Below are 26,734 nucleotides of genomic sequence, written 5' to 3' on the forward strand. Positions count from 1 at the left end.
CCAAACCAGCCGTTGCGCGCCCAGGCCACGGTCTCGCCGTCGGTGGCCCAGCCGTAGTGCACGCCATCTTCGAAGTGCTTGGTCGAATGGGGTTCGGTGAAGATCGAGGCGACGAAAGCGTCGAGCACCTTGGGCCAGTGCTCGCAGATGAAATCGCTGTCCTTGCCCCGCATGCGCGCGCGCTCCTCGGGTGTCTGCACCGTCTCGGCAAAGCCCCCGGCGGTGATGAGGTGCGAGATGCGCTGCGGTTGCTCGCCCGCCAGTCGCAGCGCGATCATGGCACCGGCCGACAGGCCCACCAGCGCCAGTTTCTGCACGCCGATCGCGTCCAGCGCGGCCACGAAATCGCCGTGGTACAGCTCGAAATCGTAGTGCTCCTGCCCGCGCGGCCGATCGCTCTTGCCGTTGCCCCGGTTGTCCACCGTGATCACGCGGAAGTGCTCCGACAGGTAGGGCACGGTGGCCTTGAACACCGAGGTGTTGACGAACTGGATGGGGGGTGCGAATGCGATCCACGGACCTTGCGTGCCCCACACCGCGTACCAGATCTTCACGCCGTCGCGGTCCACATAGCCCTGCTGCGCGGGCTCGATGGTGGAGAACGGATAAGGCTTGGTGGCATCGAGCGCACCGGAGGGCGGCAGCGGCCCGGCAATGCGGCTGAAACGCTCGGGCCAGTCGGACGCGGTGGCCTGCGGATCGGTTGTGCGGGTGTCCATGGTCAGCCTTTCGGTGATTTCGTCCTCGTGGCGGGGCGGCGTGCGGGGCGCGCGGCGGCCTGGTCCAGCGCCGTGAGCAACTGCTGGACCGCGTCCAGCGCGAGGTCGTGGCGGGCCTTTTCGGTCTCGCCACCGATGAGCCGCGCGAACTCCATGCCGAGCCAGAACTCGGAGATCAGGCTGGCCAAGGCATCGGCGGTGAACGCGGGTGGCAGATCCACCGCATAGGCCTGCAAAGCTTCGCGCACCGCCTCCAGCACCACCTGTTTCCAGGCCGTGATGCGCGGCACGAACTGCTCGCGCAGACCGGGGTTGGACAGGCTGGCCGCGTACAGCTCGGCCTGCAAGCGCACGAAGCCGGAGTTCACGTCGTCCTCGTAGAACGCGCGCGCCTGCGCCCACTTCTCGGCGAAGCGGCCGGGCGCGGCGTACATCTCGCGCTGGCGCTGCAGCAGGTGCTGGTTGGCCGCATCGAGCACCGCAATGACCAGCTGGTCCTTGGTGCCGAAGTAGTAGTTGATCAGGGCGTGATTGACGCCGGCGTCCCGGGCGATCTCGCGCGCGCTGAGTGCGGCGTAGCCCTGGGTGGACAGGCAGCGGAAGGCTGCGGCGAGGATGCGCGTGCGGGTGTCGACCGGGTCCGGTGGCTGGACGTGGTCCGGCTGGCTCGCCGGGGCCGTTCGATGGCGCGGGAGGGTCGACTTCTTCACGGACGGGACAGACATGCGTTTCAATTAACCATCTGGTTTAACCAATTGGTTAATCTAGTCCCGAAGACCGATGGCGTCAACCCAAATCGAGCGGCGCCGGCATGGCCGATGAGTGGTGGTCCACGATCAACCAGCGCCCACCGGTGCGGCGGTACACGAAGCTGAAACGCGCCGGGATCGAGCGGCGTTGCGCGGCGGCTCCCAGCGCCAGGGTGTAGCCGCCGGTGCTGATGGCGGTGTCGCCATACAGCCTGACCCGCACGTCGTTCAAGACCATGCCGGGCGCGGGTTGCAAGGCAAACACCGCAGAGAAGTAGCCCGCGATGCCCTGGCTTGATGCGATCAGCACGGGCGAGGTGGTGCCCCACAGATGGGCCTGAGCGTCGTAGAGCGCCGCCATGCCCGGGAGGTCGGACGCATTGAAGGTGCTGATCCAGGCTTCGGTGGCGGCGCGCACCGAGGCTTCGTCGATGTCAGAACTTTCCATGGCGCCCCTGCCCTGCGGCGAAGCGTGTGGCGCCTTCGAGCGCATCGGGAATGCGCGCCTTGCCGCGCTGCCACTCCTGCAAGAGCGCCTCGCCAAGCGGCAGGTCCCACTGGACCAGGGCGCTTTCGCGGTCGGCACGCATCGTGGCTTGCGGAAATGCGGCCAGTTGGCGCGCCAGGGTGATGGCGGCGTGCAGGGCTCGTGCGGTCGGGCTGTCCACCGCGTTGCGCACATCGGGGCGGTCGAGGGTGACGATCCAGATGTCGTCTTGTTTTTCGATGGAGACTGGGGATGGGGTCATTTCATGGTTCCTGGATGGTTGGCGGGCGGGCCCTCACCCCAGCCCTCTCCCAGAGGGAGAGGGGGCCAGACACGCGGCTTCGCCAACGCAGCGGAGTTGCTCCCTCTCCCTCTGGGAGAGGGCTGGGGTGAGGGCTCTCCCGATTTCATGTTTTCGCATCACCCCACCACCCCACACGCGGCGCATGCAAAGCCTCCTCCAGCTCATCCTGCGTCACCTCGATCTCCATCCTCAACAGAGCACCCGCCATCGCCTTGCCCAGGTTGTCCAGCCGCAAGTTGCGCGCACCGCCACCCTGCAAGGCCCCGCGCAACACCAGCTTGAGCGCCAGGATGTTGGGCAGTGGCCAGGCGTCCACCTCGCCCGGCAGCCACGGCGCAAAGTGGGCCTGCACGCGCTCGGCCGTCACCTCGCGTTCCAGCAACCGGTAGCCCGCCGCGTTCCACGCGAACAGGCCAAAGTCCACCCAGTCGGCCTTGTCGCCGCTGCGGGCGTGGGCGATGCGCACCAGGGGTATGGTGATTTTCGTCATGACAGCAGCTCCACACGGACGCCCTGCTCGACCACCTCACGCGGTATCAAGGTCGGCCAGATGCCCAGCAGCTCGCTCGTGTTGTGCAGCCCCGTGAAGCCGCAGGTGTAGGCCGGGCCGCTCAGGCCGATCCAGGGGAACAGGCGGCCAAAGCCGTCGGCGGCGGCCTTGTCTTGCGTGCGCAGCACCAGGCGGGTCCAGATTTCGTTGCTCTGGTTGAGCGCGTCGGCTTTGGGCAGTGGCGCCAGCGCGCCGTGCGCCGAGTTGAGCCCGGGGTACTCCACATACAGCTCGTCGTGGGGAATGCGTTTGTCTTTCAGCAAGGTGCGGATGGTCGCCTGCGCGGCCTGCGCCTTGTCCCAGGCGTCGGGCCACGAAAAGCCCCAGGTCACCTCGGCCTTGAAACCGTCGCGAAAACCCGCCACCACCTTGAGCGTGTCGGTGGGTGCGCTGCCGCGCGCGCCGGTGAGGCGCACGCGATCAAAGCCTTCGTCGTGCAGGGTGATGTGGCCCATGTCCAGCACCACGTCGGGCGAAAAGTAGGCGTGCGGGTTGTGCACCTCGTACAGCAGCTGCTGGCGCACGGTGTCGAAGTTGATGCGCCCGCCGGTGTCGGGCGCCTTGGTGATGAGGGCCGTGCCGTCTTCAAACACCTCGGCAATGGGATACCCGATGTGCGCCAGATCGGGAATGGCCTGCCACGCGCCCTGGCTTCCGAAGTTGCCACCGCTGCCCTGGCCCGAGCATTCGAGCAGGTGGCCCACGGTGAGGCCTTGCGCCAGACGGTTCAGGTCTTGTTCGCTGGTGGCGCCTGCGAGCGTCCAGCCCAGGCCGTGCACCAGCGGCCCCAGGAAGAGCGCCGCGTCCGCCACGCGCCCGGTGATCACGATGTCGGCGCCTGCGTCCAGCGCGTCCACGATGGGCTTCGCACCCACATAAGCGTTGGCAAACACCAGCCGTTCGCGCACACCGGCCACGCTCTCCTGGGTGAACAGGTGGTCGAACCCGGCTTCGGCGCTTTGCAGCTGCGGCAACACGTCGTCGCCCGAGACCACCGCCACCTTGGCCTGCCAACCCTTGGCCTGGAACGCCGCCAGCACCGCCTGCGCAGCGCCCCGCGGGTTCAGTCCACCGGCGTTGCAGACGAAGCGCACGCCGCGTTCGCGCATCAGCGGCCACAGCTTCAGGAGCATGGGCACCACATCGCGCGCATAGCCCAAAGCCGGGTCGCGCTGGCGGTCTTTCTGCAGGATGGCCAGCGTGAGTTCGGCCAGGTGGTCGCTGGCGATGAACTGCACACCACCGCGCTCGATGCTCGCGGCCACGGGCTCCCAGTTGTCGCCGTAGAACCCCAGGCCGGCGCCGATGCGTATGGACTTCATGCGGTGCATCTTCATGGCGCATCGGAGACTCTGGATGGGGGTCAACCCCTAGCGGCAGTCCCGGGCAAGACAGCTATAAATCTTTCACACCGCCGGGGCGCACTGCCACCCAGTTCGCAGCAAGTACCCCTGACAAGGCGGCGCCAGAACAATCAGGAGACATGCGTGCAACTGCTGCAACTGCTCATCAGCGGTGCGGCCCAGGGCTGTATCTACGGACTCATCGCCCTGGGTTTCGTGCTGATCTACAAGGCGACCGAAACCGTGAGTTTTGCGCAGGGCGACCTGATGATGGTGGGCGCTTTCGCTGCACTGGCTGCCATGACCGTGCTCGGCTTGCCCTTCTGGCTCGCGGTGCCAGCCGCCATCATCGCCATGGGCCTGTTTGGTGTGTTGCTCGAACGCGCGGTGGTGCGCCCCATCCTGGGGCAACCCGCTTTCTCCATCGTCATGTTGACCATCGGTGTGGGCTATGTGTTGCGCGGGCTCATCACCATGATCCCCAACATCGGGACCGACACCCACACCCTGCCCGTGCCCTACGCCGGCCAGGTGCTGCGCATGGGTGGGCTGGTGGTCTCGGCCGAACAGATCGTGGTGATCGGCGTCACAGGCCTGCTGTGCCTGGGCCTCTTTGCCATGTTCCGCTACAGCAAGCTCGGCATCGCCATGCAGGCGTCTTCGCAAAACCAGCTCGCGGCCTACTACATGGGTATTCCAGTCAAGCGACTCAACGGCCTGGTGTGGGGCCTGGCCGCGGCGGTGGCGGCCATTGCGGGCCTGCTGCTCGCGCCCATCACCTTCGTGCACGCCAACATGGGCTTCATCGGTCTCAAGGCTTTTCCGGCTGCGGTGGTGGGTGGCTTCACCAGCCTGCCCGGCGCCATCGTGGGCGGTTTGATCATCGGCATCGTCGAGGCGTTCTCGGGCTTCTATCTGCCCGAAGGCTTCAAGGACGTGGCGCCTTACATCGTGGTGCTGATCATGCTGGTGCTCAAGCCCAACGGCTTGTTCGGCGAGAAGCTAAGGAAGAAAGTCTGAATTCATTGCGGGTCAGACCACTCGCGCAGCGACGTGCTCTGACCCCAACCAATCAATATGCGTTTTCTCTTCAAGACCGACTACAACCAAGACATCAAACTCGCCAAACACGGCGGGCAGACCTTTTGGTACAGCCTGCTCGGGCTGTTTCTGGTGACTGCGCCCTGGGTGATCCAGGAGTACTGGCTGGCGCAACTCACCTTCGTGCTGATCTATTCGGTGGTGGGCCTGGGCCTCATGCTGCTGGCGGGTTTCACCGGCCTCTTCTCGCTCGGCCACGCGGCCTTCCTCGGCGTGGGTGCGTACACGCAGGCCATCATGGTCAACGCGGGCATTCCGTTTCCGCTGGCGCTGGCCTGCGCGGGTTTGCTCTCGGCGGCGGTGGGCATGGTGGTGGGTTTGCCGGCGCTGCGCGTGAAGGGCATCTACCTCGGCATGGCCACGCTGGCGTTTGGTTTCATCGTTGAAGAAATCATGGCGCGCTGGGAGCACGTGACCGGCGGCAACTCGGGTCTGGTGGTCAACGCACCGGCGCTCTTCGGCTGGGAGCTGGAGTCCACCAACGAGTTCTACTTCTTGTGCCTGGTGGTCACGGTGCTGGCCACATTGGCCATTGCCAACCTCATGCGGTCCAGCACCGGGCGCGCGTTTGTCGCCATCCGCGATTCGGAGATTTCGGCGCAGAGCATGGGCATTCACCTGGCGCGCTACAAGACCATGAGCTTTGCGCTCTCGGCCGCACTCGCCGGCATCGGCGGCGCGCTCTACGCGCACAAGATCCAGTTTCTCTCGCCCGAGCAGTTCAGCATCATCCAGTCGATCGATCTGCTGCTCATGGTGGTGATCGGCGGGCTCGGCTCGATCCACGGTGCGTTTCTGGGTGCCATCTTCCTCATCGTGATGCCGCAACTCATTGCGCTGGGCAAAGACTTCTTGCCCGCAGCCATCGGCCAGGCGGCCGGCCTGCAGGGCACGGTGTACGGCCTGGTGCTGATCGCGTTTGTGTTGTTTGAACCCATGGGCCTGTACGGCCGCTGGCTCAAGATCCGCGCGTATTTCCAGTTGTTCCCGTTCTATCGCAAGGGCATGTTCAAGCGGCAGAAATCGTTCCAGAAATCGGACAGACTCAAATGAACCCTTCGACAAGCTCAGGGCAATCGGTTCTGTTGTCGGCCAAGAACTTGAGCGTGCGCTTCGGCGGCGTGCTCGCGGTCAACAACGTGAGCTTCGACGTGAAGCGCGGCGAGGTGTTCACCCTCATCGGCCCCAACGGCGCGGGCAAGACGACGGTATTCAACCTGATCAGCCGCATCTACACGCCCACCACCGGCACCATCGACTACGCCGGGCCTGAGGGCATGCTGCGCCTGACCGACCAGGCGCCGCACCAGATTGCCAACCTCGGCATTGCCCGCACGTTTCAAAACATCGAGCTGTTCGAACACGCCACCGTGTTGCAGAACCTGCTGATCGGCCGCCACACGCACCGCAAGACGGGGCTGTGGAGCGAGCTCTTCTTCACCGGCCAGACGCGCGCGGCCGAGATCGAGGCGCGCGAGAAGGTGGAGCAAGTGATTGACCTGCTCGATCTGCAGCACCACCGCGAAAGCATGGTGGCCGGCCTGCCCTACGGCGTGCGCAAGGTGGTGGAGCTGGCGCGCGCGCTGTGCACCGAGCCCAAGCTGCTGCTGCTCGACGAGCCGTCTTCCGGCCTGAACGTGGAGGAGACCGAAGACATGGCGTTCTGGATCACCGACATCAAGAACGAACTCGGCATCACGGTGCTGATGGTGGAGCACGACATGACCCTGGTCTCCAAGGTGTCCGACCGTGTGCTGGCCATGAGCATGGGCAGCGAACTCGCGTCGGGCACGCCGGCGCAGGTGCAGAGCGACCCGGGTGTGATCGAGGCTTACCTCGGCTCGATGGACGATGTGTCGGGCCTGCGCCGAGAGAATCACAAGCCTGCAACGGCAGGAGCACGGTCATGAGCGTTGCCACCACCGATGCACCCGTGCTCAAGCTGCTGAACGTCGAGAGCGCTTACGGCCCGATCAAGGCGATTCGCGGCGTGAGCCTGCAGGTGCGCCGCAGCGAGATCGCCACCGTGCTGGGCTCCAACGGCGCGGGCAAGACCACCATCTTGAAGACCATCAGCGGCATCATCGACCCGCGCAAGGGCTCCATCGAGTTCAAGGGTGAAGACATCACCGCCAAGGACCCGGCCTTTGTGGTGCAGCAGGGCCTGAGCCATGTGCCCGAAGGGCGCGAGGTGTTTGCCCTGCTCTCGGTGCGCGACAACCTGCTGATGGGCGCCTACACCCGCAAGGACCGCGACGGCGTGGCGCGCGACATGGAGCTGGTGTTCAACTACTTTCCCATCCTGCGCGAGCGCGCCGCGCAAGACGCCGGCCTGCTCTCGGGCGGGCAGCAGCAGATGCTGGCCATCAGCCGCGCGCTCATGGCCAACCCCGACCTGATCCTGCTCGACGAGCCCAGCCTGGGCCTGAGCCCCAAGCTCACCAAGGAGATCTTCGAGATCGTGGTGCGCATCAACCGCGAGCGCGGCACAACCATCTTGCTGGTGGAGCAGAACGCCAACATGGCCCTCAATGCGTCGGACTATGGCTACGTGCTGGAGAACGGCCGCATCGTGATGGAAGACACCTGTGCCAACCTGCGCGAGAAGGACGACATCAAGGAGTTCTACCTCGGCATGAAAGAAGAAGGCGTGCGGGCCGACCGGCGCTGGAAGAAGAAGAAGAACTGGAGATAGGCTCAATGCACGCAATTTCCTCCGTTCGGGCTGATCTCCCCTCCGTTCGGGCTGATCTCCCCTCCGTTCGGGCTGAGCTTGTCGAAGCCTTCACCCACACCATCGAACGAGCCCTTCGACAGGCTCAGGGCGAACGGAGCTGTGGCTCAGCCCGAACGGTGGGTTGGCACACCACGTTGAGAAGCAAAACATGAGCAATCTTTGGGACCTCTCCGGCATCCAGCCGCAAAACAAGATCGTGCTCGACGGCGAGACCATCCCCGCGCTGTTCTGGAACGGTGTGAAGGCACGCGGACCGCAGGTGTGGATGCGGCAAAAGGAGTTCGGCATCTGGCGCAGCTGGAGCTGGACACAGACCGGCGACGCGGTGCGCGAGATTGCCCACGGCCTGATGGCCATCGGCTTCGAGCCGCGCGAGACCGCGTCCATCCTCTCCAACACCACCATCGAATGGGTGCTGTGCGACCTGGCGGTGCTCAGCGCGGGCGGTGTGTCCAACGGCATCTACCCCACCGACGCGGCCGAGCAGGTGCAGTACCTCTGCGCCGACTCGGGCACCACGGTGCTGTTTGTGGAGAACGACGAACAACTGGACAAGGCGCTGGAAGTGCGCGACCAGCTGCCGAAGCTGCGCAAGATCGTCGTGGAGGACATGGACGGCCTGCGCGAGCTCAACGACTCCCAGGTGATCAGCCTGGTGCAGCTGCGCGAGCTGGGCCGCGCCCACCTGCAGCAACACCCCGGCCTGCTGGAAGCCCGCGTGGCCGGCTGCCAGCCCGACGAACTGGCCATCTTGGTCTACACCTCGGGCACCACCGGCCGGCCCAAGGGCGCCATGCATTCGCACAAAGCCCTGGTCTACACCGTGCGCGGCTACAACACGCTCATTGCCCGCAGCGAGCAAGACGAGTGCATGTGTTTTCTGCCGCTGTGCCACATTGCCGAGCGCATGGGCGGTGAGTATTTTTCGCTCTACACCGGGGCCAAGCTCAACTTTGTGGAGAACCCCGAAACCGTGCCGGAGAACGTGCGCGAGATCGCGCCCACGGTGTTCACCGCCGTGCCGCGCGTGTGGGAAAAGTTTTATTCGGGCGTGATGATCACGCTGAAAGAAGCCGGCAAGATCCAGCAGGCCGCCTACGGCTGGGCCATTGGTGTGGGCCAGCAGGTGGCCGACCTGGTGATGGCTGGCAGGCCGGTGCCCGGCGGGCTGCGCCTGCGGTTTCATGTGGCGCGCACGCTGGTGCTCAACAACGTGCGCAAGCTCATCGGCATTCACAAGGCGCGCTTCCTCGTCACCGGTGCGGCACCCATTTCGCCCGAGCTGGTGCGCTGGTACCTGGCGCTGGGCGTTCCCATGCTCGAGGTGTGGGGCATGACGGAAACCTGCGGTGCCTCCACCGGCATTCCGGCCGACCGCATCAAGCCCGGCAGCATCGGCCCTGCCGCCAGCTACAACGAGGTGAAGCTCGACCCGGTGACCAGTGAAATATTGGTGCGCGGCCCCAACGTGTTCATGGGTTACCTGAACCTGCCCGAGAAAACCGCCGAGACCATCGACGCCGATGGCTGGCTGCACACGGGCGATGTGGGCGTGGTGGATGAGGAAGGGTTTTTCCGCATCACCGACCGCATGAAAGACATCATCATCACCGCAGGGGGCAAGAACATCACGCCCAGCGAGCTGGAGAACGAACTCAAGTTTTCGCCCTATGTGACGGACGCCGTGGTGATCGGCGACAAGAAGCCCTACCTCACCGTGATCATCATGATCGACCAGGAGAACGTGGAGAAGTATGCGCAGGACAACGACGTGCCGTTTTCCAACTACGCCAGCCTCACCAAAGCGCCCGAGGTGCAGGCGCTGATCCAGACCGAGATCGATCGCGTGAACAAAAAGTTTGCCCGGGTGGAGCAGATCAAGAAGTTCTTCTTGCTCGACACCCAGCTCAGCGCGGAAGACGAGGAACTCACCCCCACCATGAAGCTCAAGCGCAAGCTGGTGCAAACCAAGTACGAGCCGCAGATCAACGCCATGTACAGCTGAATCCTTTCAACCGCCAACCCGACCACCACCCCAGGAGACCCACAAGATGAAAACCCGACTGACACTGGTTGCCGCCCTGCTCGCCGCGGGCAGCAGCGCGGCCATGGCGCAAACGCAAGGCGTGAGCAAGGACGAAATCGTGCTCGGCTCCATTCAAGACCTCTCGGGCCCCATTGCCGGCTTTGGCAAGCAGGTGCGCCTGGGCATGATGCTGCGGGTGGACGAGGTCAACGAGCAAGGCGGCATCAACGGCCGCAAGATCAAGCTGGTGGTGGAAGACTCGGCCTACGACCCGCGCCGCGCCGTGCTGGCCGCGCAGAAGCTGGTGAACCAGGACAAGATCTTTGCCATGGTCGGCCACATCGGCACCGCACAAAACATGGCCGCCATGCCGGTGCAGTTCCAGAAGAACGTGATCAACTTCTTCCCCGTGACCGCCGCGCGCGAAATGTACGAGCCCTTTCACAAGCTCAAGTACAGCTTTGCCGCCACCTACTACGACCAGATGAAGATCGCCGTGCCCAAGCTGGCGAAAGAGAAAGGCGCCAAGAAGGTTTGCGCCATGTACCAGGACGACGAGTTCGGCCTGGAAGTGAAGCGCGGTGCTGAAGACGGCCTGAAAGCCGCCGGCATGGCGCTGGCGGTGGAAACCAGCTACAAGCGCGGCGCCACCGACTTCTCGTCGCAGATGCAGAAGCTGGCGTCCGAGCAGTGCGACATGGTCGTGCTCGGCACCATCATCCGCGAGACCATCGGCGGCATTGCCACGGCCAAGCGCCTGGGCTTCAACCCCACCTTCATCGGGTCGAGTGCGGCCTACACCGACCTGATCCACAAGCTCGGTGGCCCCGCCATGAACGGCTTCTACGCCACCATGACGGTGCAGAACCCCTACACCGACGAAGCCTCGCAACCCATCCGTTTCTGGGCCAACAAGTACAAGACCAAGTTCAACGAAGACCCGACCGTGTTCTCGGTGTACGGCTATTCGCTGGTGGACACCTTCTTGCGCGCCGCGGGCAAGGCCGGCAACAACCTGACCACCGAGAGCTTCATCAAGGCCATGGACACCATGACCATTCCGCCGGACATCTTCGGCAGCGCCGAGATGACCTTCAGCCCCACCAAGCGCCTGGGCAGCAATTCAACCCGCCTCTCGCAGCTGACCGACAACCGCTGGAAAGTGGTGTCCGAGTACATGAAGATCGACGCCGCCAAGTGAGCCCCACTTGAGCGCTGTGTGATCAACGAATGACACGTTGCCTGCTTCGGCAGGCCATGCGTGAAACCGCCAACACCTGGTGTGCTGGCGGTTTTTTTTCGCCTGCCCCCGTACCATGGCCGCATGACCCACCTGAGCCCCGCCACAGCCCTGCTGCTCGCCGACGCCATTCTCGCGCTGCACGTGGGCATCGTGCTGTTCGTGGTCGGCCTGCTGCCCCTCGTCTTGCTCGGGGGCGCACTCGGCTGGCGCTGGGTGCGCCACTTCGGCCTGCGCCTCACCCACCTGGCCCTGATGGTCTTCATCGCGGCCCAGGCCTGGCTCGGTCAGCTCTGCCCCCTGACCGTGTGGGAACAAGACCTGCGCCGCCTCGCCGGCCAAAGCGGCTACCGCGAAAGCTTCATCGAACACTGGCTGGCGCGGCTGCTGTACTGGGACGCGCCTTGGTGGGTGTTTGTGGCGGGGTATACGGGGTCTGCTGTGGTGGTGGGGGCGGCTTGGTGGGGGGTTAGGCCGAGACGGTGAGGTCAACACGGTGAAGGTACCGTTTGGCATGCCCAACCTGGTACGATCAAACCGCCTGGGCAGCCAAGCCCCTACTTCGATATCCAGCAGGTGACTACCTTGGTTGACGTTGTTACTCCCGAAAAGCGAAGCGCCATGATGTCGGGCATTCGGGGCAGCAACACCAAACCCGAAGTGATCGTTCGCAAAGCACTCTTTGCTGCGGGGTACCGTTACCGACTTCATCGAAAGGACCTGCCGGGCAGGCCGGACGTGGTGATGTCCGGGAGGAAGGTCGCAGTGTTCGTGCATGGGTGTTTCTGGCACCACCACGGAGACTGCCGCTTTGCCAAGATGCCCAGCACTCGGCCAGAGTTTTGGCAGGGCAAACTCACGACGAACGTGGCACGGGATGCAAAGGCAATTTCCGAGCTTCTGTCCATGGGCTGGCGAGTTCTGGTGGTGTGGGAATGCTTTCTGAAGACGACCAAATCGCCTTCAAATGTTCAGTCAGTACTGACTGACTGGATCGAATCCGGCAAGCCGACTGGTGAACTCCGCGAAGAGCCGACTGACCCGGCAAGAATAACGAAACGAAGCAACTGATGAAATACAAGATAGTGGATCTGTTCGCAGGTCCGGGGGGATTGGGAGAGGGCTTCGCGTCCTACAAAGGAGACGCAAGTTTCGAGATTGCGGTGTCGGCCGAGATGGAGGAGAGCGCTCACAAGACGTTGACGCTCAGAAGCTTCTTCCGATACATCCGGGGAGATCAGAAGGCCCTGGCGGCGTACTACGACTTCTGCCATTCAGCAGAAGCGCCCCATCCGGGAACCAAGGTACCCAGTGCATGGAAGGACGCGCAAGCCGAAGCCAACAAGCTCACCTTGGGCGTACCCGCTGACAACGACCGACTTGACGAACTCATCGTCAAGGCTGGACTCCGGGAGGAGGAGACCGTGCTCATCGGAGGGCCGCCATGTCAGGCGTATTCGCTGGTGGGACGCTCACGCAACAAGGGCAAGGAGCACTACGTCGCCGAGGACGACCACCGCCACTTTCTATACCGGGAATACCTGCGCATTCTGGACACCACGCGCCCGGCTGTCTTCGTTATGGAAAACGTCAAGGGGATACTGTCTTCCAAGGTGAACGGGAAGCTGGTGTTCCACGACATCCTTCGCGACCTTGCGGAACCCGGGAAGGCCCTGGGCAGACCAGATGGCTTGAGATACACCATCCACTCGCTGGTCAGCCCCGTGAGCTTCAAGGCGGGCATGGAACCGGATTTCGTCGATGCGAACGCCTTCATCATCGAAGCGGAAAAGTATGGAATCCCGCAGGCACGACACCGAGTCATCCTGTTGGGCGTGCGGGAAGAATTGAACTACGACGGTCGCCACTTGTTGAACAAGAGTGCCCCCCCAACGGTGGATCAGGCCATCTTCGCGCTGCCACAGCTCAGAAGCAAACTGAGCACGGAAGACACCGATGATCGCTGGAGATCTGTGGTTCATGAGCTCGCGAAGAAGCTTCAAGGTGACGCCGAGGCAAAAGGACTTGACCAGCTGGCCTTTCGGCTTCGAGGAGAGGCGATCAAGCTCGGGCTCACCCTCGAAACTGGAGCACTTCGTTACCACCACGCGAAGCTGCCGGAAATCCCCTCGCGCTTGGTCGATTGGGTGAAGGATGACCGATTGGAGGTCTGGTTGAACCACGAATCCAGGTCACATATGGCAAGTGACCTTGGCCGGTACTTTTACACAGCCGTGTTCGGGCTTCTGAATCAACGAACCCCAAAAGGGCACCTGGACTTTCCGTTGGCGGGTTTGGCGCCAGAGCACAAGAACTGGGAATCAGGCAAGTTCATTGACCGATTCAGAGTGCAACTGCACAACTTGCCAAGCACGACAGTGACCAGCCATATCGCAAAGGACGGTCACTACTTCATACACCCCGATCCGAGCCAGTGCCGCAGCTTGACGGTGCGTGAGGCAGCAAGGCTTCAAACCTTTCCCGACAACTACTTCTTTCAGGGCAATCGGACGCAGCAATACCATCAAGTAGGAAATGCGGTGCCTGCGCTTCTTGCGAACCAGATTGCAGGGGTCGTCTCTGCGGTTCTGAATATGAAAAGACAAGCCGTTTGAACATGTCTGAAGTGGTCTTGGCTGAGCGCCGCCGCTGCTAGCCCGAAATACATCAGAATGTAAGCAGCCTTACAAACGAGGACGCAAGTGACGGGATCGAGGGATTACGGAGCCATAGAACTCATGCCACGCGCCTCGGTGATGATCGAGGCAATGCGCGACATCGGCTACTCCTTTGAGTCTGCAGTGGCCGACATCATTGACAACAGCATTGCCGCTGGCGCAAGGAGTATTGACTTGCGTTTTGGCTGGGTGGCTGATCTTCCATGGATTGCGGTTGTCGACGACGGGTGCGGCATGTCGCGAGAGGAACTTCTAGAGGCTATGAGGCCTGGATCAAAAGATCCCAGACATGAACGCGCTGCCCACGATCTGGGGCGGTTTGGCTTGGGGCTGAAAACTGCCTCGTTCAGCCAATGCAGAGAACTGACCGTGCTGACTAGGGCATCCGAAGGACTCAACGGAATGCGCTGGGATCTTGACCGGGTTTCAGTGACAAACAGGTGGGAGATTACAGAGGTTCATCCAAACGAAATGTCGGATATTCCTTTCGCACTCCCGCTTGAAGAAAGTGGAACATTGGTCTTGTGGCGCAAGATTGACCGCCTCGAGTTGGCAGGTATGGGCGAAGTCGGTCATGAAACGTTCAATGAAACGATGTCAGCCGTCAGGCAGCATCTGTCCAGAATCTTCCACCGTTTCTTGGCCGGTGAGCCTGGACTGAAGAAAGTTCGAGTTTCCATCAACGGTACGGACATCGAGCCTTATGACCCGTTTGCCGAACTAACCATCGCAACACAAAAGTTTCCGCTAGAGGTGGTGCGATTTAGGGATAGCGAGGTCAGGATTCAGGCATTCGTACTGCCTCACCACTCCAAGGTGAGCGCCAAAGAATATGAACGCCTCGCTGGACGCGAGGGTTACCTCAGGAATCAAGGTTTCTACATTTACCGGAACCGTCGGCTGATCATATGGGGAAGCTGGTTCAGGCTGGCCAGGCAGGAAGAGCTCACGAAGCTCGCACGTGTTCGCATTGATATTCCCAACAACACAGATCACCACTGGGGCATCGATGTGCGGAAGGCTCGCGCCCACCCTCCGCTTATCGTCAAAAACCGGCTCAGACAGGTTATCGAGCAGATCCGGTCGGGAGCCAAGAGGCCCTACACACAAAGGGGCAGAGCGGTAATCGAGACGGATGCCTCGCCAGTTTGGGTCCGCAAGATTCACAACGACCGGATCGAGTACGTCATCAACAACGAACACCCGCTGTTGACCGAACTTCTCAACGACCTCCAAATACGTGACCGCCTGCGTCTGAGGCAGATGATCAAGATGTTCGGCCAGACGTTTCCCGCGGCCGCTTTCTTCAGCGATTACTCCAATACGCCAAAGCAGATTGAGACCGAGCAACCGGACATGGATGTGATGCTCGCACTTGCCAAGATGCTCGTACAGGCCAACCCCGATCTTGATCCGGCAGGATTGACGACGGTTCTGGCCAGCATGGAGCCCTTCAGCCGCCACCCGGACCAGATCGGGGTGATCGCAAGACTCGCCACCGCAGACTGATTCGCACCAGGGAAAGCAATGTCACTTCAAGATCTCCAGAACAATGCCATCGGGATCCTTTCGAACATGCCCGCCCGCACTCCGGCGCAGGTCCGGTTAGTCCTGAGAACCGTGTTGCCACTCTATCCGGATCTCTCTGAAACCATCAGCGAAGGTCAGATCGAGGAAGCTGCCCGCCAGATTGAGGCAAGTCTTTCGATCAGCATGAGCGACGCATCGACGATACAGGTGAAATTCGAACAGTGGCTGCCCGGTAGGCGAGCAAGCCTGATCCCGTACTACTACGACCGCTACCGCAGGCATCTGGCTAACCGGGGGTTTGGATCGGCTGTGCTGGGTGTTCTTGACAAGGACACTGACAAGATCGTGGGGCTGATGCACGACCCTGAGAAGCAGGGACGCTGGGCGCGCCGAGGTCTGGTGGTTGGTCACGTGCAGTCTGGCAAGACCGCCAACTACACCGGCGTCATCTGCAAGGCGGCCGACTATGGATACAAGTTCATCGTGATCCTCACAGGGATTCAGGAGGATCTGCGTGTACAGACCCAAGAGCGCATCGAAGAGGGCTTCACTGGCATCAGCTCGGAGGCGACTACTGGAAGAGACTCAGCGATCGGTGTTGGTCTCTATGGACTGGAGAAGCGTCCTATCTGCCTGACCACGCGTGCCGACGATTTCAGGGCCACCACGCGAGATTTGGGTGTTTCGTTGCAATCGCTCAGCGAACCCTTGGTTCTCGTCATGAAGAAGAACTCACGTACCCTGGCCAACCTCATCGAATGGCTGGAGATCCGCAACCGGCAGGCGGGAGCTCGCATCAGCAGTATTCCGATGCTGCTGATTGACGATGAAGCAGACAACGCATCCGTCAACGTCTCTAAAAATGATGACTCCCCATCTGCCATCAACGACCGGATTCGGCAACTTCTGGACTCATTCGACAAGAATGTCTATCTTGGGTACACGGCGACCCCCTTTGCAAATATCTTCATAGATCCGATCAGCAGGGATGAGATGGAGCGCGAAGACCTTTTCCCGAGGGACTTCATCATTTCGCTCGATGCTCCCACCAACTATGTCGGGGCATCCCGAATATTCCCCGAATCTGGGGACCTCCACGACACCTTGACCACGGTAGACGACCACATAGATCTGCTGCCGGAAAAACACAAGATTTCCCATCCCCTGACTCAGATTCCGGAAAGCCTCAAAGAGGCTGTTCGCACTTTTGTTCTTGCACGTGCAATCAGGCTATTGCGGGGTCAAGACAAGAGCCACTCATCGATGCTGGTCAATGCATCACGGTTCAACGACGTACAGACCAAACTAACCGGCCTTGTCGCAGACCTGATGAATACGATTCGCTCCGCTTGCATGGGCCATGCGGGACTGCCTGAGAAACAGGCGCTCCGGGACCCCGAGATGAACAGGCTGCACGAGGTGTGGGAAAGTCAGTTCGAGGGACGGCTTCCTGAAACGTGGTCCGATGTTCAGGCAGCACTCGTCCGCGCGGCTGGGCCGATCGAGGTGAGAAAGGTGAACAGCAAATCGCCCGACAAACTGGACTACAGGAGATACAAGAACGACGGCCTGCATGTCATTGCCATTGGTGGATTTGCGCTTTCGCGTGGTTTCACTCTGGAAGGGCTGACTGTGAGCTACTTCTTACGCAACTCGATGATGTACGACACGCTGCTGCAGATGGGTCGCTGGTTTGGATATCGCGACGGTTATGCAGATGTCTGCCGCATCTTCATGACAGAGGAGGCCATCGACTGGTATGCCCACATCTCGGAAGCCATTGATGAGCTGCGTGACGAGTTCAACCGAATGGAGAGAGCCGGAGCACAGCCTGTCGACTTTGGTCTGAAGGTACGTGCACACCCCGAATCCCTGATCGTGACGGCGAGGAACAAGATGCGGTCCGGGCAGAGAGTCAATCACTCGGTTTCTCTGTCTGAAAAACTGATCGAGACGACCCGTCTGCGTACTGATGCCATAGCTGCCAACAGAAAGGTGCTGAGCAGCCTCCTGACCTCTCTGTCCGACTTGGGCAATCCCGACCAGTCCAATGATTTCGGCTACCTCTGGAAAGGCATGCAAGTTGCGCCACTGGTCCGCAACTTTGTGAATAGCTTTCAAAACCATGATGACGTTGCTTTGATCACCCAATCGGAACCGGTGAATGCCTACATCAAAGCGCGCGAGCTCGAAGAACTTGAGCGATGGGACATTTGTCTTTTCAGTCCACCAACAGGTAACAAGTCATCCACCTCGTTTGGCCCCTTCACACCTAATTCCCAGTCTCGTTCGTCTCTTTGGAAACGCAGCTCAGCGGGAATCGATTACATCGCTGTGAGCGGCAAAGCACTACGAGTGGGTGGCAGAGGGCAAGTAAAGGCAGGCATGAGCGCGGATGAGCGCGGCGCTGCTGAAAGGGAATGGGGTGCCGCTAGCGACATCCCTGACTGGCAGTACATCAAGCTTCGCACAAGGCCCTTGCTCATGCTCCATGTTCTCGACGTCTGGGACAAAGAAAAGGACAAGGAAAAAAGCAACTCTCCGACCGAAACCAGTGTGGTTGCGTGGGGAATAGCTTTCCCGAAGTCAGGCCACGAGACAACAGAAGTGACGTACGTTGTGAACACCACTTGGTGGGCCGAGAACTATGGTAGCCCGCAGGACGATGCAGATGAAGACTGAAAGCCCGTGGCAAGACTTGATGACACCGCATGTCGGAGCACTGAGTGCAAGGCGAGCCGACCCAGATCATCCATTCGCCTTCTACTATGCAGTGAACGCCGAAAGTCAGCCAATGGTGGTGCTTCAGCTGAGCTCTGCAGTCCGTTGGGACCAAAATTTCCCACGCCTAAAGGGCCTAAGGGCTCTGTGGATCGACAAAACACACGAGCTGCATCTTGTGCTCGCCAAGGCGCAGGATGTGGATCTGTTTGCCCTGCTCTGCAAGGACCTGATCAGGTGTACTTCAGGTGCCCATTCCGACGCAGACTGCATTGAACTTCTATGCGCACGACTCTCGAAATGGCAGCGCCTCCTCTCAAGAGGTGGCCCGCATCTCCTCGGGGAGCATGAGATTCGCGGCCTTTTTGCGGAGCTCAGTTTCTTTCAGCAGGAGCTGCTGCCAAGATTCGGCCCCGAAGCAGTCCAAGCGTGGAAGGGACCTGCGGGGTTTCCTCAGGACTTTGCATCGGACAACAAGGTCTTCGAGATCAAGTCACACCTTGTTGGATCACCCCAGTCTGTTCGTATCTCATCACCCTCCCAGCTATGGGTGGACAGCTCCAATCTATACCTGTGTGTCTACCATTTGGCGGTAGTTTCCGCTGGAGGAAAGAGCCTGGGTGCACTGGTTGACGAACTGAATGCAGTCCTTGGCGCATCTGCATCCGCAACCGAAGAATTCGAGGAAAAGCTAGGCAGCCTCGGATATCTGGATCTGCCTGAATATCGGGCTCAAGCGTTCGCGCTGGTGAAGAAAGACGCTTTCGCTGTGACTGACGACTTTCCCAGGATCATCCCCTCGACATTGATGACTGGCATCCAAGAGGTGACCTACGGAATTCAGCTGGCTGCACTATCTCCCTTTGAATCGACCATTCCATGGAGCGATGCTTGAATCATGAATGACGGTGAATTCTTGGCCGACTTGCTGCAACAGGTCGCAGCCAGATCAGCTGCAACGTCCGACTTTTCTGAGACAGCCTTTGCATCTGTTGTGGCAGAAGCTCTCGTGGACTCAGGAGCGGTACCAGGATTCGAGCCGGCTTTCTTCGTCCACAGGGGTATGAGGATTGATGGATATGCCTACGCCGACGACGAAGGCACACTTGACTTGTTCCAAGTCGACTTCCACGGTGAACCTGAAGTGCAGAGCCTGACAAAAACCAGTCTGGATGCATGCCTGAAACGCGCGGAAACCTTCTTTGAACGCGCTGTGGGAGGTGACCTCTCTTTCGAAGTCGATGTGGGGAGCAGCATATGGAGCCTCGCCAGGCAGCTTGCCCAGATGGGGCATTCGGTTGTCCGCATCCGCCTCAACATCCTTTCAGATGCAAAGCTTTCGACTGCGGTCAAGGTCCTGCCGAAATGGAAAAAGGATGACACAGAATGGGCCGTCAGGGTCTGGGATTTGGTTGCGGTCGGCCGTCTCCTGTCAACTGGCGAACCGGAACCGATCGTCATCGACTTTGTGAAGATGTTTGGCAAAGGACTTCCCTGTCTCCCTGCCAACGCCGGGGGATCTGAACTCGACTCCTACCTGACGGTGATACCAGGCGACTGGTTGGCCGAAATCTACGACCTGTACGGCGGCCGCCTTCTTGAACAGAACGTCAGAACCTTTCTCCAAGCAACAAGAGGGGTCAACAAGGGAATACGCAAGACCATTCTCGAAGAACCCCAGATGTTCTTCGCCTACAACAATGGCATCTCTGCGACTGCGGCAAAGGCCGAATTCGACCCGGACGGAAACCAAGTTGTTGTGAACTGGCTCGAGAACCTGCAGATCGTCAATGGAGGACAGACCACCGCCTCGATCTTCAACGTGATGAAGAGAGACAAGGCTGAGAACCTAGACAAAGTAAGAGTGCAGATGAAACTGTCAGTCGTCCGGTCCGATCTGGTAAATGAGATAGTTCCCAGGATCTCCCTATACGCGAACAGTCAGAACAAGGTCAGCGATGCCGACTTCTTCTCCAACCATCCGTTCCACAGACGTATAGAGAACTTTTCGCGGAACGTTTGGGCTCCCGCGGGAGAGGGGTCCCAGCAGATGACCCATTGGTTCTATGAACGGGCAAGAGGTCAATACGCCAACGCATCGGCATACATGACTCCTGCGAAGAAGAGGGAGTTCGAGGTCCAGAACCCGCGCAAACAACTGATACAGAAAACCGATGTTGCAAAGGTACTGATAACGATCATGTGCATGCCACATGTGGTCAGTCAGGGTGCGCAGAAAAACTTCAGATTCTTTGCAGAGAACGTGACCGGGCAGTGGGGAGAGGAAGGCGTTGCATTCGGTGAAGACTGGTTCAAGGGCATCATCGGCGCCACGATCGTTTTCCGGACGCTCGAACGGCTCGTAGGGGGAGCTGAGTGGTACGCGCAGGGCTACCGGGCCAATACGGTGACCTACTCCATCGCTCTGCTGACATACAACCTCAAGAGCCGCAAGCAGGACATTGACTTCCTTAAGGTTTGGAACAGGCAGGCAACGTCCAGCTCGATGAATGAAGCCCTGCTGCACATTGCAAAGCAGGTACAGCTGAGGATCATCTCTTCTGCCGATGCGTACAAGGTCGCCAACGTCACCGAATGGTGCAAGCGTGAAAAGTGCTGGGACGACCTCCTGCAATCTGTGGATATCAGGCTCGGGGTCGATTTGGAAAAGGACCTGATCGATGCAGAAGAGAAAGATGGAGTTAAACGCGCGGCCCGTCGAGAGCAGAAGGTACTGAACGACATTGAGGCTCAGACTTATGTCGTCGGCAGAGGAGCAGCATATTGGTCAAAACTGCACAAGTGGGCCAGCGAGGGTTTGGCTATGACCCCTAGTGAAATGGACTTTCTTGGCGTTGCTGCCAATATGTCAAGCAGGAGGATTCCTTCTGGTCCTCAGAGCCAGAGGGTGATGGCAGCAGAGAAGAAGGCCCGAATGGAAGGCTTCAAGGAATGAAGCCCGACCTGTCTGCATGCAGACCTTAGTCTGCGATGTCGAAAATCATGGAAGATGGGACCCTCCCCCCGGAAAATGCTCCACACCCTCAAGACACGATGAAAGCCCTCGCTCCGGTGTACTAAAACTTTCCGTCCGCGCCCAGAAACTCCATGCGCGTGCTCGCCACGCGCGAACCCAGGCACATGACTTCGGCGCGCAGTTCAAAGTGGTCGCTGATGCCGGGGCGCAGGTAGTCGATGCGCAGGTCGATGGTGGCGAGCCTTCTAAAGCGATTCAGGTGCTTCCGAATCGCCTCTTACATGGGCCAACGGTGATCACCTCGATCGGCAAACCCGCCACCTACCCCACCACCACCTCACTGATCTGCATCACCGGCGCGATGTCCGTGTAGTTCGGGATGTCGGCCATGATCTCTTTGGCGTGGGGGCCAAAGCCGGCCTGGAAGGTTTCGACCGAGTCGCAGAACAGGTGGCACATGCCCACGTAGGTGGCCGGTGCGCCGGGCGCGCCGCCGGCCAGGCCTTTGTCCACCGTGTAGGACTTGAGCGCCGCGCCCATCTTGGCCTGCACCATCGGCATGTGCTTGTCACGGTAGTACTCGTGGTTGAAACGCGCGCCCGGGGTGTTGGGGTACATCACGCTGACTTTGATCATGGCTTGTCTCCTTGGAGTGGTTGGGGAAAATTCACGAAACGATATACGCCCCCGCCCCGGTGGACAACAACTTCCCGTCCGCCCCCAGAAACTCCATGCGTGTGCTCGCCACGCGCGAGCCCAGGCGCATGACTTCGGCGCGCAGTTCAAAGTGGTCGCTGATGCCGGGGCGCAGGTAGTCGATGCGCAGGTCGATGGTGCCGAGTTTGCTGAAGCGGTGCAGGCGTTGCAGCGGCGGCTCAATCATGTGGCGCGCGCCGATGGCGGCCATGCAGGCCAGGCCGCCCATGGCATCCAGGCAGGCGCTGATGACGCCGCCGTGGATGCGGTTGTGGCTGTAGTGGCCGACCAGCTGGGGCTTCATGTCGATGCGGCCCACGACCTTGTCGGGCGTGATGCTGGCGATCTTCAAACCCAGCACCTGGTTGAACACGATCTTTTCTTCAAACAGGTGTTTGAGCGCATCGATGAACTCGGGCTCGAATTCGACGGGTGCGGTGGGGGTCGCTGTTGTCTTGGTCATAGGGCCCATTGTCTTGCAGCGAGTTCTTTCATGATCTCTTCAGCACCGCCGCCGATCATCATGACCTTCACCTCGCGGTACACGCGCTCGCTCACGGTGCCGCGCATGTAGCCCATGGCGCCCAGCATCTGCACGGCGGCATCCGAACAATGCTGCATGGTTTGTGTGGCGTGGTTTTTCAACAGGCACACCTGTGCCACCCAATCGGCGCCGTCGTCGCCCGCGTCCACCCGCGCGCCCAGCGCGTCCACCCAGGCCTGGGTGGACTGGATGCGCATCTGCATGTCCATGAGTTTGTGGCGGATCACCTGGCGTTCGATGAGGGGTGCGCCGAAGGTGCTGCGCTGGCGGGCCCAGGCCAGGGCTTCGTCATAGCAGGCCTGCGCAAAGCCGAGCGCCATGGCCGACATGGCCAAGCGCTCGCCGTTGAAGTTGCCCATGATCATGCGAAAGCCCGCGCCCTCGGCCCCCAGGCGGTAGCGGGCTGGCACGCGCACGCCATCAAAGCGCAGGTGCGCTGTGTCGCTGCAGTGCCAGCCCATCTTGTGCAGCTGGCTGCGCGAGATGCCGGGGGTGTGGCAGGGCACGACGATCAGGCTGATGCCGCTGGCGCCCTTGCTGTTCACATCCGTTCGCACCGCCAGCGTGATCCAGTCGCAGCGCATGCCGGAGGTGATGAACACCTTCTCGCCGTCGATCACATACTCGTCGCCCTCCAGCCGCGCGGTGGTGCGCAGCGCGGCCACGTCCGATCCGCCGCCGGGCTCGGTGATGCCCAGCGCGGCGATCTGCTCGCCGCGCAACACGGGCGGAATCACCTCGGCCTGCAGTTCGGTTGTGCCGTGCGCCAGCACCGGTGGCAGGCCGATGTTGTGCGTGAAGAGGCTGGCCATCACGCCGCCGCTGCCGCCAAAGCGCGCCAGCGTTTGCGACATGGCGTTGCGCACGCTCCACGGCGCAGGTGTGCCGCCCAGGTGCTCGGGGTAGCCCAGGCCCAGCAGGCCGAGCTCGGCCGCCTGGTGGTACAGGCTGCGCGGGAACTCGCCGGCTTCGTCCCACGCGCTCACGTGCGGCGCAATGGCTTGCGTGGCGAAGCGCTGCACGGTGTCGAGCAGGGCTGTGCGGTCCTCGGGGTTGAAGTCGGTGGTCATGTCGGTTCTCCAGAGCGCAACTTCCGTTCGCCCTGAGCCTGTCGAAGGGCTCTTGCTGAGGTGGCTGGCAAGGGCTTCGACAAGCTCAGCCCGAACGGAGATTGGCTCAACTCGAACAAGGATTGGCTCAACTCGAACGGATGGCGATTCATCTTCAGGAACCAAACGTGAGAAGCAGCTGGCCGGGCGCCACCTGCTGACCTGCTGCAACCGACACGCTGTCCACAGTCACGTCGCGCGGTGCGGCCAGGGTGTGTTCAAGCTTCATGGATTCGATGACGAGCAGCGGCTCGCCTTTGGCGATGGTGGCGCCGGCTTGTGCGTGCACGGCGATGAGCTTGCCGTTGAAGGGCGCGCGCAGCTCGCGCACGGCCGACGCACCGCCTGCGCGCTCGCGCGGCACGAGGCTGAGGTCAACCAGCTCGATGGTGTGGGCACCGGCCTGCACCTGCCAGCGACCCGCCCCGAGCGACACGGCCGCCACAGGCCAGCCGATGCCGTCAACGACCACCCGGCCCGGGCTCACGCGCGCCTGCGCGGTGCGCTCGCCCCAGGCCACGCTCAGTGCGCCCTGCCCGAGTTCACGCGCAGCCAGGTCCAGCACCTGCTCGCCGTGTTGCCAGCGCAGCGGGCGGGCAAAGGGGCAGGCCAGCGCGGTGGCGGGTGGCTGCGCGCCGAACGCAGCGGCGAGCAAGCCCGCCAGCACCGCGTCGGGCGGGGGCAGCAGCATGGCGCGAACGGTGTCGCCTTCTTCGGCCAGAAAGGGAATCAGCGCGCCACCTTCATGGAACACGGGGTGGCGCAGGCAGGCCGCGAGGAAGGCGCGGTTGGTCGACAGGCCGAGCACACGGGTCTGGTCCAGCGCGTGGGCGAGGCGGTCGATGGCTTCGGTGCGCGTGGGGGCGTGAGCGATCAGCTTACCCAGCATGGAATCGAAATGCGGCGTGACTTCGCTGCCGGTTTCCAGCGCGTGGTCAAACCGCAGACCGGGCACCAGCGGCGGCTCGGCGAACTGCAGCACGCGGCCGGTGTGCGGTGTGTGGTGGTCGTCTTCGGCGCACACGCGCACTTCGATGGCGTGGCCTTGGAAGGTGATTTCTTCTTGTGTGAGGGGCAGGGGTTCACCGCGGGCAACACGGAGTTGCCATTCGACGAGGTCGAGGCCGGTGAGGGCTTCGGTGACGGGATGTTCCACCTGCAGGCGGGTGTTCATCTCCATCAGAAAAAAGGGTGAGGTGTGGGTGAGCCCTTCGACAGGCTCAGGGCGAACGGGGGTGGGCTCAGGCCCTTCGACGAGCTCAGGATGATCGGAATACCGCCCTTCGACAGGCTCAGGGCGAACGGGGGTGGGCTCAGGGTGAACGGCGTTGGTTGCGGCTTGGGCTGACCCATCCCCCGTTCGGGCTGAGCTTGTCGAAGCCCTCGCCCACCCTGCCTCATCCAACAAAAACTCCACCGTCCCCGCCCCCACATACCCCGCCGCCTGCGCCAGCGCCACGGCGCAGCGCCCCAGATCTTCGCGCAGCTCGGGCGACACGGCAGGGCTCGGCGCTTCTTCAATGATCTTCTGGTGCCGCCGCTGCACCGAACAGTCGCGCTCGCCCAGGTGCACGCAGTGGCCGTGCGCGTCGGCAAACACCTGCACCTCCACGTGTCGTGGGCGCAGCAGCGCGCGTTCGATCAGCAAGTCGCCGTTGCCGAAGCCGCTCAGGGCTTCCGACCGTGCGCCCTTCAGCGCAGGCAGCAACTGGTCCGCGCTGTGCACCAGCCGCATGCCGCGCCCACCACCGCCAGCCACGGCCTTCACCATCAGCGGAAACCCCACGCGCTGCGCCTCGGCCACCAACGTGTCTTCACGCTGGTCGTCGCCAAAGTAACCGGGCAAACAAGGCACGCCGTGCGCCACAGCCAGTGCCTTCGCGGCCGACTTGCTGCCCAGCGCGCGAATCGCCGCCGGCGGCGGGCCGACCCAGGTGAGGCCGGCATCGATCACGGCCTGCGCGAAGTCGGCGTTCTCGCTGAGGAAGCCGTAGCCGGGGTGCACCGCGTCGGCGTTGGTGGCGAGTGCCGCGTCCAGCAGGCGGTCCACGCGCAGGTAGGACTCGGCCGAGGTGGTGCCGCCGAGCGCAAACGCGCTGGTGGCCTCGCGCACGTGCAGCGCGTGGGCGTCGGTCTCGGAGAATACGGCCACGGTCTCGATGCCCATGGCGTGCGCGGTGCGGATGACGCGGCGGGCGATTTCGCCGCGGTTGGCAATCAACAGTCGCTTCATGAATCAACTCCGGCGCCGGGCCGCCCCAAGCCGGATTCGCCCCCTTGGGGGGCAGCGACCCGCGCAGCGGTGGAGCGTGGGGGCACGTTTCCAGCCCAGGGGGCAGGTTGCTTCTTCGCAAATGCCGAGAGTCCTGCGGCGGCTTCGGGGCTGCGCAACGCGGCCGCAAACGGGATGGCCGCCTCGTCACGCAAATCGGGCACATCGCCGCGCAGGCGCTGCAGCAGGCGTTTCGTGCTGGCCACCGCGCCGGGCGCGGCGCGCTTCAAGCGTGCCAGCCGTTCCTGCAGGCCTTGCTCCAGTTCACCGTCCTCAGTCACCTCGTCCACCAGGCCCAGCTGCATGGCGGCCTCGGCGCGAAAGCTCAGGCCCTGCAGCAAACACTGGCGGGCTTTCGCCTCGCCCAGGCGCATCCACACAAAGGGCGCGATCTGCGCCGGCGGCAGACCCAGCGTCACCTCGGGTGTGCCGAACACCGAACGCTCGGTGGCAATCACATGGTCGGCGCAGCACACGAGGCCAAAGCCGCCGCCCATGGCCGCGCCGTCCACCGCGCACACCAGCAGCTGCGGCAGCGCGCAGAGCGCGTGCAACACATCGCCAAAGCCGCGGTTCATGGCGATCAATGGATCGTCTTCGCCGGGCTTGAGGGGTTGGCCGATGGCGCTGGCAAAGTTGCCCAGGCTGCCACCGGCGGTGAAGGCGCCGGGTGCGCCGGTGAGCACGATGATGCGCAGGCTGTCGTCTTGCTGGGCGCGCAGGGTGGCGTCAAACAGGCCGAGCACCATGGCGTCGCTCAGGGCGTTTCGGGTGGCGGGGTCGTTGAGGGTCCAGCGTTCGGTGTCGCCTTGGCGTTGTGTTTGGAAGGGGGTCATCGTGGGGTGTCCTGCAATGTGTTGGCGGGCGGGCCCCCACCCCTGCCCTCCCCCAGAGGGGGAGGGAGTGAAGGCAGGACTCCCCCTCTTGCCCCCTCCCCCTCTGGGGGAGGGC

Annotated in this window: 24 protein-coding genes and 1 pseudogene; 13 read left to right on the plus strand and 12 right to left on the minus strand. The window is 61.9% G+C overall.

Annotated features, from left to right (window positions below; genetic code table 11):
• The 6 genes from ACN4F8_RS15540 to ACN4F8_RS15565 form a co-directional block, all read right to left on the minus strand.
• On the minus strand, nucleotides 1-719 hold a 719-nt coding region (locus ACN4F8_RS15540; protein ID WP_419474381.1), incomplete at its 3' end, for an alpha/beta fold hydrolase.
• A gap of 2 nt (nucleotides 720-721) precedes the next feature.
• Nucleotides 722-1,444 carry a TetR/AcrR family transcriptional regulator gene (locus tag ACN4F8_RS15545; RefSeq protein WP_419474382.1) on the minus strand — a complete coding sequence of 241 codons (723 nt, stop codon included), beginning with the start codon at nucleotides 1,442-1,444 and terminating at the stop codon, nucleotides 722-724.
• 61 nt (nucleotides 1,445-1,505) lie between these two features.
• Entirely contained in the window at nucleotides 1,506-1,916 is a 411-nt protein-coding gene (locus tag ACN4F8_RS15550; protein ID WP_419474383.1) for an SgcJ/EcaC family oxidoreductase, read from the minus strand.
• Entirely contained in the window at nucleotides 1,903-2,217 is a 315-nt protein-coding gene (locus ACN4F8_RS15555) for a hypothetical protein (protein WP_419474384.1), read from the minus strand. The genes ACN4F8_RS15550 and ACN4F8_RS15555 overlap by 14 nt, the downstream gene beginning before the upstream one ends.
• A 145-nt stretch (nucleotides 2,218-2,362) precedes the next feature.
• Nucleotides 2,363-2,749, minus strand: coding sequence for an AtuA-related protein (locus ACN4F8_RS15560; RefSeq protein ID WP_419474385.1), 387 nt, complete (start codon nucleotides 2,747-2,749; stop codon nucleotides 2,363-2,365).
• Entirely contained in the window at nucleotides 2,746-4,131 is a 1,386-nt protein-coding gene (locus ACN4F8_RS15565) for an acyclic terpene utilization AtuA family protein (protein WP_419474386.1), read from the minus strand. The genes ACN4F8_RS15560 and ACN4F8_RS15565 overlap by 4 nt, the downstream gene beginning before the upstream one ends.
• 165 nt (nucleotides 4,132-4,296) lie before the next feature.
• Here ACN4F8_RS15565 and ACN4F8_RS15570 point away from each other — a divergent pair, with 165 nt between their 5' ends.
• The 13 genes from ACN4F8_RS15570 to ACN4F8_RS15630 all read left to right on the plus strand — a co-directional run bounded on the left by ACN4F8_RS15570 (nucleotide 4,297) and on the right by ACN4F8_RS15630 (nucleotide 21,141).
• On the plus strand, nucleotides 4,297-5,172 hold the full coding sequence (locus tag ACN4F8_RS15570; protein ID WP_419474387.1) for a branched-chain amino acid ABC transporter permease: 876 nt from the start codon (nucleotides 4,297-4,299) through the stop codon (nucleotides 5,170-5,172).
• Between the two features lie 57 nt (nucleotides 5,173-5,229).
• Nucleotides 5,230-6,306 carry a branched-chain amino acid ABC transporter permease gene (locus tag ACN4F8_RS15575; protein ID WP_419474388.1) on the plus strand — a complete coding sequence of 359 codons (1,077 nt, stop codon included), beginning with the start codon at nucleotides 5,230-5,232 and terminating at the stop codon, nucleotides 6,304-6,306.
• Nucleotides 6,303-7,163 carry an ABC transporter ATP-binding protein gene (locus ACN4F8_RS15580; RefSeq protein ID WP_419474389.1) on the plus strand — a complete coding sequence of 287 codons (861 nt, stop codon included), beginning with the start codon at nucleotides 6,303-6,305 and terminating at the stop codon, nucleotides 7,161-7,163. Before ACN4F8_RS15575 ends, ACN4F8_RS15580 begins: the two co-directional genes overlap by 4 nt.
• Nucleotides 7,160-7,948, plus strand: a complete 789-nt coding sequence (locus tag ACN4F8_RS15585) for an ABC transporter ATP-binding protein (RefSeq protein WP_305345654.1) — start codon at nucleotides 7,160-7,162, stop codon at nucleotides 7,946-7,948. Before ACN4F8_RS15580 ends, ACN4F8_RS15585 begins: the two co-directional genes overlap by 4 nt.
• A gap of 190 nt (nucleotides 7,949-8,138) precedes the next feature.
• The gene (locus ACN4F8_RS15590; RefSeq protein WP_419474390.1) at nucleotides 8,139-9,995 is read left to right on the plus strand and encodes an AMP-dependent synthetase/ligase; all 1,857 of its coding nucleotides are present in this window, start codon (nucleotides 8,139-8,141) and stop codon (nucleotides 9,993-9,995) included.
• A gap of 46 nt (nucleotides 9,996-10,041) precedes the next feature.
• A complete protein-coding gene (locus ACN4F8_RS15595) occupies nucleotides 10,042-11,217 on the plus strand; it encodes an ABC transporter substrate-binding protein (RefSeq protein WP_419474391.1) in 1,176 nt (391 codons plus the stop codon).
• A gap of 123 nt (nucleotides 11,218-11,340) precedes the next feature.
• A complete protein-coding gene (locus ACN4F8_RS15600; protein ID WP_419474392.1) occupies nucleotides 11,341-11,742 on the plus strand; it encodes a DUF2784 domain-containing protein in 402 nt (133 codons plus the stop codon).
• Between the two features lie 99 nt (nucleotides 11,743-11,841).
• Nucleotides 11,842-12,327 carry a very short patch repair endonuclease gene (locus ACN4F8_RS15605; protein WP_419474393.1) on the plus strand — a complete coding sequence of 162 codons (486 nt, stop codon included), beginning with the start codon at nucleotides 11,842-11,844 and terminating at the stop codon, nucleotides 12,325-12,327.
• Nucleotides 12,327-13,871 (plus strand): DNA cytosine methyltransferase, encoded by a 1,545-nt coding sequence (locus ACN4F8_RS15610; protein WP_419474394.1) that lies wholly within the window; start codon nucleotides 12,327-12,329, stop codon nucleotides 13,869-13,871. Before ACN4F8_RS15605 ends, ACN4F8_RS15610 begins: the two co-directional genes overlap by 1 nt.
• Before the next feature lie 123 nt (nucleotides 13,872-13,994).
• Nucleotides 13,995-15,443, plus strand: coding sequence for an ATP-binding protein (locus tag ACN4F8_RS15615; protein WP_419474395.1), 1,449 nt, complete (start codon nucleotides 13,995-13,997; stop codon nucleotides 15,441-15,443).
• An 18-nt stretch (nucleotides 15,444-15,461) separates the two neighbouring features.
• Nucleotides 15,462-18,146 carry a Z1 domain-containing protein gene (locus tag ACN4F8_RS15620; protein WP_419474396.1) on the plus strand — a complete coding sequence of 895 codons (2,685 nt, stop codon included), beginning with the start codon at nucleotides 15,462-15,464 and terminating at the stop codon, nucleotides 18,144-18,146.
• Entirely contained in the window at nucleotides 18,136-19,080 is a 945-nt protein-coding gene (locus ACN4F8_RS15625; RefSeq protein ID WP_419474397.1) for a PD-(D/E)XK motif protein, read from the plus strand. Before ACN4F8_RS15620 ends, ACN4F8_RS15625 begins: the two co-directional genes overlap by 11 nt.
• Nucleotides 19,081-19,083: 3 nt before the next feature.
• Complete coding sequence (locus ACN4F8_RS15630) at nucleotides 19,084-21,141, plus strand: AIPR family protein (protein ID WP_419474398.1); 2,058 nt, start codon at nucleotides 19,084-19,086, stop codon at nucleotides 21,139-21,141.
• A 121-nt stretch (nucleotides 21,142-21,262) separates the two neighbouring features.
• Here the strand turns inward: ACN4F8_RS15630 and ACN4F8_RS15635 are convergent.
• From ACN4F8_RS15635 to ACN4F8_RS15660, 6 genes and pseudogenes are all read right to left on the minus strand, one after another.
• Nucleotides 21,263-21,421, minus strand: a pseudogene (locus ACN4F8_RS15635) (hotdog domain-containing protein); the annotation flags it as partial.
• Nucleotides 21,422-21,483: 62 nt separating this feature from the next.
• A complete protein-coding gene (locus tag ACN4F8_RS15640; RefSeq protein ID WP_159603664.1) occupies nucleotides 21,484-21,798 on the minus strand; it encodes an EthD family reductase in 315 nt (104 codons plus the stop codon).
• Nucleotides 21,799-21,829: 31 nt separating this feature from the next.
• Nucleotides 21,830-22,330, minus strand: a complete 501-nt coding sequence (locus ACN4F8_RS15645; RefSeq protein ID WP_419474399.1) for a thioesterase family protein — start codon at nucleotides 22,328-22,330, stop codon at nucleotides 21,830-21,832.
• Nucleotides 22,318-23,472 (minus strand): acyl-CoA dehydrogenase family protein, encoded by a 1,155-nt coding sequence (locus ACN4F8_RS15650; protein ID WP_419474400.1) that lies wholly within the window; start codon nucleotides 23,470-23,472, stop codon nucleotides 22,318-22,320. Before ACN4F8_RS15650 ends, ACN4F8_RS15645 begins: the two co-directional genes overlap by 13 nt.
• 154 nt (nucleotides 23,473-23,626) lie before the next feature.
• Nucleotides 23,627-25,744: an acetyl/propionyl/methylcrotonyl-CoA carboxylase subunit alpha gene (locus ACN4F8_RS15655; RefSeq protein ID WP_419474401.1), complete on the minus strand. Its 2,118-nt coding sequence runs from the start codon at nucleotides 25,742-25,744 to the stop codon at nucleotides 23,627-23,629.
• Nucleotides 25,741-26,619, minus strand: a complete 879-nt coding sequence (locus ACN4F8_RS15660) for an enoyl-CoA hydratase/isomerase family protein (protein WP_419474402.1) — start codon at nucleotides 26,617-26,619, stop codon at nucleotides 25,741-25,743. The genes ACN4F8_RS15655 and ACN4F8_RS15660 overlap by 4 nt, the downstream gene beginning before the upstream one ends.
• Nucleotides 26,620-26,734 lie beyond the last annotated feature (115 nt).

Source organism: Hydrogenophaga sp. (assembly GCF_048549895.1).
Lineage (GTDB): Bacteria > Pseudomonadota > Gammaproteobacteria > Burkholderiales > Burkholderiaceae_C > Hydrogenophaga.